Origin of the sequence: Actinoallomurus sp. NPDC052308, from assembly GCF_040679195.1 — a bacterium.
Taxonomy (GTDB): Bacteria; Actinomycetota; Actinomycetes; order Streptosporangiales; family Streptosporangiaceae; genus Actinoallomurus; species Actinoallomurus liliacearum.
Window position 1 is genome coordinate 1 of sequence record NZ_JBFAUM010000043.1, and the last position, 12732, is coordinate 12732.

Here is a 12732-nt window from a genome sequence, read left to right on the forward strand (position 1 = left end):
ACCCGCACGCGCACTACTTCGGCGCCGAGATGCGGGAGAGCGATCTCGTGCCGGGCGACGGCGCGACCCTCGGCGAGCTCAAGTACGCCGACTGGATGGCGAGCGACGCCGGCGAATAGCGCCCAGCCCCTCCTACACCCACGAGCCAGAAAGGTCGATCCCATGTCCGGCACTGATCCGGTGATCGAACTCGAGGTCGAGATCGAGGCGGAACTGACCGCGTCGGAGTTGAGCCGCCCGAAGGAGTCCGCCGAACTGCCGCCCTCGAAGTGGCTGTTCGACCCCACCGACGTCCAGCGCGAAGAGGTCGGGCTCCGCGCCCTCCTCGGTGCGGTCGAGGGGCTGGAAGGCGACTCCCGTTCACGCCGACGCGGCACCGGCGAAGGCACCTGAGCCGCCTCATCGGGCAGGTCGCCAACGGCCAACGGCCGCAGCGGCTTATCTAGCTCTCCCGTACCTGCCGGCAGTGGTGCCTGATGCGAGCAGGGCGGGGGAGCCCCGGCGGTAAATGGCTGGCCGGTATCTCGACGCGGGTGGGATGATCCGCGGAGTCGGGCTCGGCCGCCCGATTCGCCGGAGGGGAACCGTCGTGACCGCCACCGCAGCCAAGTCGTCCGAGTCCGCGCCCGAGCTCGAGGTCCGTACGGCGGCGGGGGTGTTACGCGGCAGCCGGGAGGCGGGGCTGGCGGTCTTCCGCGGCGTCCCGTACGCCGAGCCGCCGGTCGGTGCGCTCCGATTCGCCGCACCGCGGCCGGTACGCGGCTGGACGGGGGTGCGGGCGGCGGTCTCCTACGGCCCGCCGCCTCCGCAGGCCGGCCTGCTCGGGATGGACGGGCTCGCGCAGGGCGTGGCGGGCGACGACTGGCTTTCGGTCAACGTCTGGTCGCCCGATCCGGCTCCAGCGGCCGGCCTGCCGGTGCTGGTGTGGATCCCCGGCGGCGGCTACGTGATCGGCGCGTCCAGCCTTCCGGAATTCGCCGGAGGCCGGCTGGCCGCCGGCGGCGTCGTCGTCGTGACGCTCAACTACCGGCTGGGCATGGAGGGTTTCGCGCACGTCGACGGTGCCCCCGCCAACCGGGGCCTGCTCGACCAGGTCGCCGCGCTGCGGTGGGTGAGCGCCAACATCCGGGCCTTCGGCGGCGACCCGGACCGGGTGACGGTCTTCGGTCAGTCGGCGGGCGGTGGATCGGTCGCCGCGCTACTGGCGATGCCGCGGGCGGCCGGGCTCTTCCGCCGGGCCATCGCACAGAGCGTGCCGGGGACGTTCTTCTCGCCGGAACTCGCCGCCGACATCGCCGCCGCCTGCGCCGCCGAACTAGGGGTGCGGCCCACAGTGGCCGACCTGTCCGCCGTGGATCCCTCCCGGCTGCCCGTCGCGGGCGACGCCGTCGCCGCGAAGATCGACCGATGGAAAGACCGTTGGGGCCCGATCACCCACCGGCCGATCCCGTTCTCACCCGTCGTCGACGGCGACGTCCTGCCGGCCACCCCCTGGGAGGCGTTGGCCAACGGTGCCGGCCGGAACGTCGACCTGCTCGTGGGCCACGTCCGCGACGAGCACCGGCTGTTCAGCCTGATCGATGGCGTGCTGGGCCAGGTGACCGAGGAACAGGCCGAAACCGCCCTGCACACCCTCGCCCCCGGCCCGGACGGCGCCCGCCGCTACCGCGAGGGCTTTCCGGCCGCCGGCCCGGAGGAGCTGTACGAACTGGTCAATGCCGACTGGCTGTTCCGCATGCCGACGCTCCACCTCGCCCAGGCGCACGCCGCCTCCGGCGGCCGGACCTACTTCTACGAGCTGACCTGGCCCGCCCCGGGCATGAGCGGCGCCCTCGGCGCCTGCCACGGCCTCGACGTACCGCTCGTCTTCGGCAACCTGAGCAGTGGCCGGCCCGCCATGCTGATCGGCGAAACCCCTTCCGCGGAGGCGGAGGCGCTGTCCGCACGGATCCGCGCCGCGTGGGCGGCATTCGCCGCCGACGGTGACCCCGGCTGGCCCGCGTACGACGCCGAGCGGCGGCTCGTCCAGCTCCTCGACACCCGACCGGCCGTCACCGCCTACCCGGAGGAGGCCTCCCGGCTGCTGTGGCGGCAGCACACCTTCCCGCCACTTCCCCTGATCGATCGGTAGCGGCCCGAAGGAACGCCCGCCCGCCCCGGCACGGCCCTGCCAGGCCCGACGTTCGAGCAGGAACTCCCCCCGAGAACGGAGCCGTCCGTTGGTGAACCCGAACGCGGTGGGATTCGTATGCCGTACCGAGGGGTCGGCCTACCGCCGATACCGCCTGCGTACGGGGCGAGGGGTCGATCTTGGACCGCCGCGCCCTCGCGTGGGGGAGGTGCACGGACGACCGGCCATCTCTCTCGCCGCGACCGAATCCGTCACCGGAGGTAGATCGTGACCCGCCGGAGGATACCGGCCCGGGGACCGACCGGACCGGAGCCCTGGACGACGCCGACCGAGCCACGCCGGCGCGGCTCGACGAAGCGCTGCGCCGGCATGTGCCCGCAGCGGGAGGGACGTCCCGCAGCACCTGGCCGGGGCGCCGCTGGACGCGGCGCCCCCACGATCTGATGCAGACCTAAGGAGAGCGATCTTGTCTTCGCAGTCAGGACCCGGTGAACGCGCGGAGTCGCTCGGTATCCGTCGGCCGGTGGAACTGCCCAAGGCGGACATCGAGGAGGCCGGAGATCTGGCGCCTGCCGCCGGAGATCTGGCGCCGGACGCCGACGCCGAGCCGGCCGACGAGGGCGACCGGTCCGCCACCGAGGAGAAGAAGGCCGACGAGACCCAGGAGCGGCCGAAGGACACACCGTCGACGGCGAAGGAGCAGGAGGACTCCGCTCCGGACACGGACGTCGCGGTGGCGGCCGCCCCGCAGATCGGCGCGGTGAACGATGAGGAGATGCCGCCGGACCGGCCGAGGAAACCCGTGCTGGCCGCGGTCGCGATCGGCGGGGTCGTCCTGCTCGCGGTCCCGATCCTGCTGATCGGCACGGGCTCGCACCACGCCAAGAAGCACCCCGCCGCGGCGACGGCCGACAGGGTGCTGGCCGGCAACGGTCAGCAACCTCTGCCGGGCGCGTACACCTCCATGTCCCCGTCGGCCACCCCGACCTCGACACCCTCCGCACACGCGACGCACAAACCGGCGGCCACCAAGAGCGCCGAGCCCAAGGCCGCCGGCAAACCTTCACCGAGCACCCACGCGCCTCGCGCCCATGCGGCTCAAAAGAGCGGTCCCTCGACTAAAACGGCCCGCAAGGGCGTCCCTGCGGGTGAGAAGCCGATGTCGGGCGGGAACCCGTGGGCACTCGAAGTGCACGCGTCATACGACCTCAACCCGGGCAAGACCCTGCGCACGAACCGTCTCGCGTTGACCATGCAGACGGGCGGCAACCTCGTGCTGCGAGACACGAGCGGCAAGATCATCTGGTCCACCGGGACGCATCACGCCGGTGCGTACGCCGAGTTCCAAACCGACGGGAATCTGGTCGTCTACATCAACGGCAGACAGGCGATCTGGGCGTCGGGAACGCCCGGTCACAATGGCGCGACGCTGGTGCTCCAGGCCGACTACAACTTGGTGATCTACGACGGCCACAATGCGATATGGGCGACCCGTACCAACAGGTGACTCCGTGCTTCGACCTGCCGATTCTCGCCGACTCGGACGGGCCGCGAGAGGTTCAGGCGGGACGGATCGACAGCGCGTGGTGGAACACGTCGCGCGGGTCCCAGCGGCGCTTGACCTGCTGAAGCCGTGCGTAGTCGTCTTTGTAGTAGAGGGCGTGCCATGGAGTGCCCGACGTGTTGTACCGAGGATCGGCCAGGTCCGCGTCCGCGTAGTTGATGAATGCGCCGTCGTCGTCCTCACCGGCCGGAACGCCGCCGCCACCGGCGTAGAAGTCGCGGTAGAACTCGCGGACCCACGTCAGGTGCCGGGAGTCCTCGGCCGCGCCCTGCCAGCCGGCGAGGAAGCCGACCAGGAAGATCGAGTCACGGTGCGGCATCGCGGTCGTGCCGGGGTGGACGGTGTTGACGCGCCCGCCGTAGGTGTTGATGAACAAGTGACCGTTCGGATCGTCGTGGTCGGCCCGGGTGAGGTGCCGGTAGGCGGTGGCGATCTGCTGGTCGGTGCAGCGGCGGCGTCGATACCCCGACTTCAACTTGAGGCGGCGGTCGAAGGATGTGGAGTCGCCGCTGATCGCCTGCGTCGCCGAGGCGAGCCAGGGCAGGGTGGACGACTGCCGCACCGGCCGTGCGCCGACGCCGCGGCCGAGCGTGGTCACCAGGTCGTCGAGGATCCGCTCCGCACCGCTGTCGGCGGTTACTTGACCGGAGATGCCGATGGTCTCACTGGGCTTGCCGGAGAGGGCGAACTCGCCGTAGAGGGCGGCCGCAGGGGAGCCGGGTGCCGAGTTGCGCTCCCCCCATTCCCCGTAGTTTCGCATCAGCCTGACGAACGAGTCCCGGTCGAGTTCCGCCCATGGCCAGTCCAAGGAGTAGCTCAGGACTGTGGAAGGCGGCCTGGGCAGGAGCCCACCGGGGTCGGTGCCTTGCGCGTCGGGGGAGCGGAACCAGTAGCGGGTGACGATCCCGAAGTTGCCGCCCCCGGCTCCGGTGTGCGCCCACCACAGGTCCCGGTTGGGATCTGACGGTTCCCGGGTGGCCACCACGCTTCTGGCCTTGCCCGACCGGTCCACAACGACCACCTCGACCGCGAACAGGTGGTCGACGGTCAGGCCGTACATGCGGCACAGTGCCCCGTATCCGCCGCCGCAGATGTGTCCACCTGCCCCGACGCTGGGACAGGTTCCGCCGGGGATGGTCACGCCCCAGCCGAGGAACAACTTCCGGTACACCTCGCCCAGCGTCGCTCCCGCCTCGACCATGAAGGCGTTGCGGCGCTTGTCATAGCCGACCTGCGTCATCGCGACCATGTCGATGAGCAGGCGTACGTCCGGGTCGTCCACGAAGTTCTCAAAGCAGTGGCCGCCGCTGCGCACGGCGATCCGCCGCTTCGTGCGTACCGCCTCGTCGACCGCGCGTACGACGTCCTCTGTCGAGCCGACCAGTCGGATCTGTTCGGGCTTGCCGTGAAAGCGACGGTTGTAAGCCCTGAGCGCCAGCGAGCGGTAACGCGGGTCATCCGGGCCCACCGTGACCGAACCGAACGCAGGGACGCCTTCGAGCTGCGGAGCGGCCTTTACCGGCGCATGCCAGGAAGCCACGAGCGCGGCTGCAGGACCTGACACGGCAGCCGCCGCGCCTGCACGCAAAAGGGCGCGTCTGGTGGACTCGACCATGGTCGTCCTCCTTCAGAGGATCATGTGCGATCGAGCAACTGCCTCGCCCCCACCGCCGCATCGCCCGACCGCGATCGATGTACGGATCTTCGAAGCTAAGGACCCGCCGTCCGGCCGGAAAGGGAGCCATCACCTTCCTGCAGGTGGAGCCACACCCCAAGGGATCCGGGCGCTGGCCCGCTTCTCTCCACCGTGGCGATTTGGTAATGGGCCCCTCAAATTACTTGGTGGCCGTGCCGACCGTCTGCGGGATGCGGAAGACCCGATCCGGGTCGTACCGGTTCTTCACCGTGAGTAGCCGGGGGTAGTTGGCGCCGAAGTATGCCTGCTTCCAGTCCGTCAGCCCGGCATCGGCGTAGTTCTGGTACGCCTGGCCGCTCGCGGATGGCTTCATCGCCGCGTGCAGGGAGCGCAGCCAGTTCTGCTGAGCCCTGATCGCGTCGGTCGGTGCGTCCGTGGTCCACGTTGTCGTGATCTGCGCGTTGAACAGGCCGTTTCGGTGGACGAGGGCGGTGGCGTCGGGAGCCACGCGGTTCACGGCGCCACCCAGCGCGTCGAGGGCGATCCCGCCCTGCCCGCCTCCCGAGAGCCCACCACGTCGCTGGACCGCGGCGAGGATCGTGTCGATGGCCGTCCCGTCCATCGGGCGCGTGAAGATCTGCGAGGCCGCATACTCGGGCTCGCGTGAGTGTTGCCAGGCGTCGATCGCTGATCGGGCGGCCGACCACGGCCAGTTGAGGAAGAACACGACGATCTCGGAGGTCGGGTGGGTGGCGAAGGTGAAGGAGGTCACCACGCCGAAGGTGGCTCCCCCTCCTCCGCGGCAGGCCCAGAACAGATCGGAATTGTTCTTCGCGTCGCAGGTGAGCTTTCGCCCGTCCGCCGTGACCAATTCGATCGCGCGGAGATTGTCCGAGAGGACCCCGTGCGCGCGGGAGACGACACCGATGCCGCCGCCGAGAGTCAGGCCGGAGATGCCGACCGTCGGACAGGACCCGGCCGGTATCGAGACGTCGGCGGCGCTGAGCTTGTCGTACACATCGATCAGCCGGGCCCCCGCGCCGATCGTCGCGGTCTCCGACGGGGCGTCGGCCCGGATCGCGGACATCGGGCTCACGTCGATGACCAGCCCCGGTACGAGTGAGGCGCCGGTGTAGCTGTGCCCTCCGCAGCGTGGCGTCACCGGAAGACCGAAGCGCCGGACGAAGTTCAGGCACTCCGAGACGTCGTGCGGGTTCTCGCAGTAGGCGATGCCCGCCGGACGAACCGTGTCGAAGCGGGGGTTGAAGTTCCTGCGTGCCACGGCGTAGTCGTTGTCGTCCGGTCGGACGAGCCGGCCCGCCAGCGATCTGCCGAGCGCCGACCAGTCAGGTGCGTTCGGCGTGCGGGACGCCGACGATGGTGACGCTTCCGCCGGAGTGTTCACATCCCACGCCGCCGGCCATGGTCACCGCTCCGGTCACGGCCAGGCCGGCCCCCCGCAGAAAATCTCTCCGGCTCACAGCCATCGCGCGTTACGCCTTTCCGTTATCGACTGCGGTTAGCAAGCGAATGGCGGAATGGCCCACGAACGGCTCGAACGCCACACGATGGCCGGCTCAAGCCGTATGCCGTATGTCACGTCCGGCGCGCCCTCCGATCGCTGCACGTCCAGGACATGAGACGACCAGACTGCGCCGGAGGTTCGGAGGAGGTCAGGGAGCGAAGGGATGGTGCAGTGTGTGCATGGACGCACAGGCTGGTGAGGCCAGGCCTACTCCAGAGCCGATCCGGGCAGGGAGCGGCCTCCCTAAGGGACACGTCGGAGATCGGTCGGGGCATCCAGCTGCAGAGCCCTACCTCGGTCCCGTGGGTCAGGCCTTGGCGCGCTGCTGCTTGAGGCGGAGCTCCTCTTGGCGGACCTTGGTCTGGATGGCCTGCTCGCGTTCCAGCCAGTCGGGCTTTTCGGCCTTCAAGGCCTCGATCTCGGCGGTGGTGAGGGGGCCCGTGATGCCGGCACGGGCCAGGCCCGAGGCGGAGACGCGGAGCTTGGCGGCGACGACCTGGCGGGGGTGGGGGCCCACGCGGCGCAGGTCGGCGAGCCAAGAGGGCGGGTCGGCCTGGAGCGCGTTCAGCTCGTCCCGGGAGACGACGCCCTCCTGGAACTCGGCGGGCGCTGCCGACAGCAGGATCCCCAGCTTCTTGGCCGCGGTCGCCGGCTTCATGGTCTGCGGCGTCTTCGCCTTGGACGTGCTCATGAAATCAAGGGTAGCCAGCGGGAGGGAGCCGTCTGGACGCGGCTAGGCTGAGAAAATGACCAAGGGCGAGTTCCGGCTGGCCTACGCCCCGGGGGTGACGCCCGGGAAATGGGCCGGGGTGTGGGCCGAGCGGGTGCGGGAGGTGCCGCTTCGGCTGATCCAGATGCCTGCCGCCGAGGCTGTCCACCTGCTGCGGGACGGCGGCGTGGACGCGGCGTTCGTGCGCCTGCCCGTCGATCGCGAGGCCCTCCACGTGATCCCGCTGTACCTGGAGACGACCGTGGTGGTGGTGCCGAAGGATCACGCGGTGGCCGCGGTCGAGGAGGTGGAGCTTGCCGATCTCGCCGACGAGGATGTGTTCGAGCCGCTCGACGAGGTCTTGCCCTGGGGCGACCGCCCCGGGCAGCCCGCCTTCACCCGTCCGGAGAGCACGGCGGACGCGATCGAGCTGGTGGCGTCGGGGGCCGGCGTCCTACTGCTCCCTCAGTCTCTGGCCCGCCTCCACCACCGCAAAGACCTCACCTACCGCACCGTGACCGACGCCCCCCAGTCCCAGATCGGCCTGGCCTGGCTCGAGGCCGCGACGACCGACCTCATGGAGGAACTGATCGGCATCGTCCGCGGCCGCACCCCCAACAGCTCCCGTGGCCGCACCCCCCAACAACAAGAACCCACCCGTAAGAAGCTCCCGCAAAAGCGCTCCACTCCCAAGCCTCGCCGCCGGACGCGCCGCCGGACGTGAAAAGGCGTCGGGACTGCAACGTTAGAAGCCTTCGAGAAAGGCGACTGTTTGCGTGTAGTCGCCGTCGCGGAGGGCCTTCGCCGGCAGGACGAAGTGCAGGTAGCCGCCGTCGCCCATGTCGTAGTGGCCGATGGTGATGATGTGGCGGTACGGCTCGTCCTCCGACATCTCCTTCAGGGGGAAGGTGTTCTCCATGTGCGGCCAGCCGAAGGCCTGGTCCGGGGAGAAGCGCACGTCCTCGTACGTGTAGAGCCCCTGTACTCGGTGGCAGAAGTCGCGCCAGGCGTCGCCGAGCTTGTCCCCGATCAGCCAGCCGGGCAGGGATTCGTAGTACGGGGATCCGTCGGTCTCGCCGCCGTAGTCCAGCGTGTCGAGAATCGGGTCGTAGGTGACGCCCTGGGCCGAGGGAATCGTGATGACCGGCACGGTGTAGAACGGCTCGGGGTCGCGGATCGTCGCAGGTGCGGGTGCGTCCATCTCGATCGCCCGTGCCGGGTCCGCCGGGATGATGCGGCAGTATCGCGGGCCCTCGTAGTCAGGAATGGGGGCGTTCCCGAGCTCGTATCCGCGGCCGGGGTCGGGGTCGCAGTAGAAGATGTTGAGGAGCTGGTCGCCGACGGGCGGACGCTCGTCCGCCAGCCAGGGGCCGAGGGCGTCGACGTCCAGGACGGCGAAGAGGCTCAGTGGGACGCCGTCGTAGTCGGGCCACGGCGTTCCGGGGTTCAGGAGGGCCGGGCCGCCCCAGCGGCCGAGGCCGGCGGGCTCGATGCCGGGCTTCACCGGGCGCAGGCCGAAGGCGGGCTTGGCCAGCGCCGCGACCTGCGCGCCGATGTGCTCGCCCAGGTGTTCGATGCACAACTCGCGCACCCTCGCGTGCGCTTCCTCGTAACTCGCGAAAACCATAAGGGTCTCCAGATCGTCCAGGCGAATGCGTCCTTCTCGCGTTGGGAACTGGCGAGACAGGACGAGGCGCCGCATCGGCGGCCGCCATTCCGGAGCACGCTGACGGCCGCCGACCCCGCGCACGCGACAGTAGTGCGAGAGGACGACACTTCGCGGCGAATCACACTGTGTCAGCGTCGGGGGCTTGAGCAGGGGGATCATCACCCTAGGGCCCCTCGCGGTGCGGCCGGGCAACTCGGCCATAGCGAGCCCGAAGTGCGGCTGACCGGGCCGTCAGCGAAGGCCGGCTCGGAGAGATCGAGGAGACCCCCGTACCCACCCCACCCCTATGAACCCGGCGTTCGACCGCGACGAATCGGCGCCCCGGACGCCCGTGCCGGGGCGAAAACCGGTCGGACGCGCGGGTTCGGCGCCGCGACACTCTGTGCGTCGCACGTGGATGCCGTACGGAGGAGACCGACCGGATGAGGACGGCACGGCTGGGGCGCAGCACGGTGGCGGTCACGGAGCTGGGCTTCGGCGGCGGCCCTCTCGGCGGCCTCTTCGCACCACTGGACGACGACACCGCCACCGACACGCTTGACGCGGCCTGGAGTTGCGGCATCCGCTACTTCGACACCTCGCCGCACTACGGCGTCGGGCACTCGGAGCGCCGAACCGGTGAGTTCCTCCGGGCCATGCCCCGAGGCGACTTCACCCTCTCGACCAAGGTCGGACGGCTCCTCGTGGAGCAGGACCCGGCCGGACGGCAGGACGAGGCGTTCCACGTGCCGGCCACGCACCGTCGGGTGTGGGACTTCTCCCGTGACGGCGTCCTGCGCAGTGTCGAGGACTCCGTGACCCGGATGGGCGTGGACCGCATCGACGTGCTGTTTCTGCATGACGCGGAGGAGCACTTCGAGGACGCGCTGCGCGACGGGTACCCGGCGCTGGCGGAGCTGCGTTCCCAGGGGGTGGTGGGCGCCGTCGGGGCGGGCATGTACCACCCCGGCATGCTGACCAGACTGGTCGAGGAGACCGATGTCGACGTGGTGATGCTCTCCGGCCGCTACACGCTGCTGGACCACAGCGCGCTCGACGACCTGCTGCCGGCGTGCACCGCACGCGGCGTGTCGGTGCTGGCTGCCTCGATCTTCAACTCCGGCCTGCTCGCGGTCCCTCGCCCCGCCGAGGGAGCGTCCTTCGACTACGCCCCTGCCTCGCCGGAGATCCTGCGGCGGGCACGTCGGATCGCCGCCGTGTGCGAGGCACACGGTGTGACTCTCCCCCAGGCGGCGATGGCGTTCCCCCTGCTGCATCCGGCGGTCGCCGGCATCGTGGTCGGCATGCGCTCACCGGACGAGGTACGGGCCAACATCGCCGCGTACCGGACGGAGGTGCCGGATCAGGTGTGGGCCGATCTGATCGCGGCGGGCCTTCTCGACGAGCGGGCGCCCGTACGGGCCTGAACGGCCCGCCGCTCCGTGCTCGCGGTCACTGCGGGGCGTGAGCGCGCAGGGCGGCCGGCTCGCGGACCGTGAACACATCCACCGCTCGGTCCCGGTTGACAAGGTGCAGAGCAGAAGCCGCGAACGGCGACGTTCACCGTCGCCGAGACCATTCTCATTGCCACCGGGCGTGCGGCGGTATGGAACCTGGCGGCGCTCGCCGCGGCGAATTCGGCCGCCGCGTCGTTCTCCGAACCCGCCCGCGTGGGGCTGATTCCGGTCACGGTCAGCACGCCCGCGGGGCCCAAGGTGATCACCGGCACCAGCCACCACTCTGGGGGCCGGCTCCAGCAACGCTGGACCACCCTGACCGCCCGCCGGGCGCAATCGTCGTGACCTCCACCCATCTCATGCCGAGGGGGAGCACGGCCGGGAGCATCACCGGGAGCACTGTCAGGTCATGCCCGGGCTAGGGCTTCGCGATGAGGCGCCAGGCGCAGAGCGCACCGATGAGATAGACGACACCGACGAGCAGGAACGAGGCCGCCGCGCCCTGATACCAGTCGTGTGCGACGTGCAGCACGGCACCTACCGCCGCGACGCCGACGAGCGAGCCGATCTGGCGGTTGGCATTCAGCATCGAACCGCCGATGTTGGCATGTTCGCGTCCTGCCGCGTCGACCAGAGCCGCCGTCATGGCGGGAGCGATGACCCCGGCTCCGACGTTGGCGACCCCGATGACAACGGCCATCACCCAGTAGGGCGTTCCGGGTGACACCACGATCATGGAGATGGACGCCACTCCGGCCACCAGAAGGAAGACCGTGAGCAGCGTGCCGTTCGTGAATCTCGCGGAGATCCGGGAGAACACGACGTTGGCCAGCGGAAAGGAGAAGGTCACCGGCAGCAGCTCCAGCCCGGCTCGGAAGGGGCTGGCACCTCGCGCGTGCTGGAAGAACAGGCCGAGCATGAAGAGATTGCCGAACAGGGCGAGGTTGAAGAGAAAGCCGACGGCGTTGGCCCCGGAGAAGCAAGGGTCTCGGAACAGCGCCCAGGGCATGATCGGGTTATCGGTACGGCGTTCGCGTGCCACCAGCAGTCCGGTGGCACCGACGCCCACGGCGAACGCCACAAGGACCGACGCGGCATACCAGCCCAGATGAGGTCCTTCGATCAGCGCGTAGCTCAGCGCGGCGAGCGCGGTGATCCACCCGATGTGCCCGGACACGGCCAGTCTTGTGGAGCGGCCGGCGGCTGGGGCGATGTAACGATGGGTCATCAGCATGCCGATGAGGCCGATCGGCAGATTGAGCAGAAAGACACTTCGCCAGCCGAAGGCGTTGACCACGATGCCACCGATCGTCGGCCCGAACCCGGCCGAAGCGGCCACGATGGCGGACCACAGACCCAGCATCCTCGTGCGCTCCCGCCGATCAGGAAAGGAGTACACGAGCAAGGCCAGGGAACTCGGCATGAACAGCGCGGCTCCGGCCCCCTGGACGAGCCGAGCGCCGATGAGCGCGCCGCCGTTGGGAGCGAGCGCGCACGCCAGGGATGCGATGGAGAAGACCCCCATGCCTCTCATGTACGCGGTCTTCGCGCCTATGCGGTTGGCCAGGCCACCCCCGAGGAGCAGCAGCGAGGCGAAGGTGAGGACATAGCCGTCCACAACCCAGGTGAGCTCGGTGAGCGTGGTGTGCAACCGCGCCTGGATCGTCGCTCCCGCGACGTTCACCACGGTGATGTCCAGGCTCGCCATGACGAATCCGGTGGCAAGCGCGATGATCTTGATTTTGCCGGAGATCGCCTGTCCGGCAGCGGCAATGTCGTCTGCCACCCGAACCGCTCCGACCTCTGCCTTCTCATTAGGTTGCGACATTACCTCTTACATAACCCAATACGTCGATATGTGTCAACGACGACGAGCGTGGATTCGCCGCCTCCTCGACCGACGATCAGGATCACCGACGCAACCGACGCGACGCATCCATGCCGCCGGGTCATCCGCCGGACCCGGGAGGCGAGACGGGCCGGCTCGCAGGCCGGCTCAGGCGCCGTAACCTCGACCCGCACAGGACACTCGGCGCAACATAGGCGCGATTCAGCTACCTAT

10 protein-coding genes are annotated in these 12732 nt (G+C 69.7%); 5 read left to right on the top strand and 5 right to left on the bottom strand.

Annotated elements, in window-relative coordinates:
* Nucleotides 1–162: 162 nt before the first annotated feature.
* The 3 genes from AB0L00_RS43150 to AB0L00_RS43160 all read left to right on the top strand — a co-directional run bounded on the left by AB0L00_RS43150 (nucleotide 163) and on the right by AB0L00_RS43160 (nucleotide 3638).
* A complete protein-coding gene (locus tag AB0L00_RS43150) occupies nucleotides 163–393 on the top strand; it encodes a hypothetical protein (RefSeq protein WP_364443613.1) in 231 nt (76 codons plus the stop codon).
* A 196-nt stretch (nucleotides 394–589) separates the two neighbouring features.
* Nucleotides 590–2131, top strand: a complete 1542-nt coding sequence (locus tag AB0L00_RS43155) for a carboxylesterase family protein (RefSeq protein ID WP_364443614.1) — start codon at nucleotides 590–592, stop codon at nucleotides 2129–2131.
* A gap of 523 nt (nucleotides 2132–2654) precedes the next feature.
* A complete protein-coding gene (locus tag AB0L00_RS43160; protein ID WP_364443615.1) occupies nucleotides 2655–3638 on the top strand; it encodes a hypothetical protein in 984 nt (327 codons plus the stop codon).
* 52 nt (nucleotides 3639–3690) lie between these two features.
* Here the strand turns inward: AB0L00_RS43160 and AB0L00_RS43165 are convergent, their stop codons facing one another.
* The 3 genes from AB0L00_RS43165 to AB0L00_RS43175 all read right to left on the bottom strand — a co-directional run bounded on the left by AB0L00_RS43165 (nucleotide 3691) and on the right by AB0L00_RS43175 (nucleotide 7547).
* The gene (locus tag AB0L00_RS43165) at nucleotides 3691–5163 is read right to left on the bottom strand and encodes an FAD-binding protein (RefSeq protein ID WP_364443616.1); all 1473 of its coding nucleotides are present in this window, start codon (nucleotides 5161–5163) and stop codon (nucleotides 3691–3693) included.
* 367 nt (nucleotides 5164–5530) lie between these two features.
* Nucleotides 5531–6613, bottom strand: coding sequence for an FAD-dependent oxidoreductase (locus AB0L00_RS43170; RefSeq protein WP_364443618.1), 1083 nt, complete (start codon nucleotides 6611–6613; stop codon nucleotides 5531–5533).
* A 550-nt stretch (nucleotides 6614–7163) separates the two neighbouring features.
* Complete coding sequence (locus tag AB0L00_RS43175) at nucleotides 7164–7547, bottom strand: DUF5997 family protein (protein ID WP_364443620.1); 384 nt, start codon at nucleotides 7545–7547, stop codon at nucleotides 7164–7166.
* Between the two features lie 55 nt (nucleotides 7548–7602).
* Between AB0L00_RS43175 and AB0L00_RS43180 the strand changes: the two genes are divergently transcribed.
* A complete protein-coding gene (locus AB0L00_RS43180) occupies nucleotides 7603–8289 on the top strand; it encodes a LysR family substrate-binding domain-containing protein (protein ID WP_364443621.1) in 687 nt (228 codons plus the stop codon).
* Between the two features lie 21 nt (nucleotides 8290–8310).
* Here the strand turns inward: AB0L00_RS43180 and AB0L00_RS43185 are convergent, their stop codons facing one another.
* Nucleotides 8311–9147, bottom strand: coding sequence for a DUF1963 domain-containing protein (locus AB0L00_RS43185; RefSeq protein WP_364443623.1), 837 nt, complete (start codon nucleotides 9145–9147; stop codon nucleotides 8311–8313).
* Nucleotides 9148–9656: 509 nt separating this feature from the next.
* Here AB0L00_RS43185 and AB0L00_RS43190 point away from each other — a divergent pair.
* A complete protein-coding gene (locus tag AB0L00_RS43190) occupies nucleotides 9657–10640 on the top strand; it encodes an aldo/keto reductase (protein ID WP_364443624.1) in 984 nt (327 codons plus the stop codon).
* A gap of 448 nt (nucleotides 10641–11088) precedes the next feature.
* Here AB0L00_RS43190 and AB0L00_RS43195 read toward each other — a convergent pair whose 3' ends face one another.
* Nucleotides 11089–12456, bottom strand: a complete 1368-nt coding sequence (locus AB0L00_RS43195) for an MFS transporter (RefSeq protein ID WP_364443625.1) — start codon at nucleotides 12454–12456, stop codon at nucleotides 11089–11091.
* Nucleotides 12457–12732 lie beyond the last annotated feature (276 nt).

What these genes read in the sequence shown, in the direction of transcription:
- AB0L00_RS43150 (WP_364443613.1), top strand. Translation starts at nt 163, where the DNA reads ATGTCCGGCACTGATCCGGTGATCGAACTCGAGGTCGAGATCGAGGCG.
- AB0L00_RS43175 (WP_364443620.1), bottom strand. Translation starts at nt 7,547, where the DNA reads ATGAGCACGTCCAAGGCGAAGACGCCGCAGACCATGAAGCCGGCGACC.
- AB0L00_RS43180 (WP_364443621.1), top strand. Translation starts at nt 7,603, where the DNA reads ATGACCAAGGGCGAGTTCCGGCTGGCCTACGCCCCGGGGGTGACGCCC.
- AB0L00_RS43190 (WP_364443624.1), top strand. Translation starts at nt 9,657, where the DNA reads ATGAGGACGGCACGGCTGGGGCGCAGCACGGTGGCGGTCACGGAGCTG.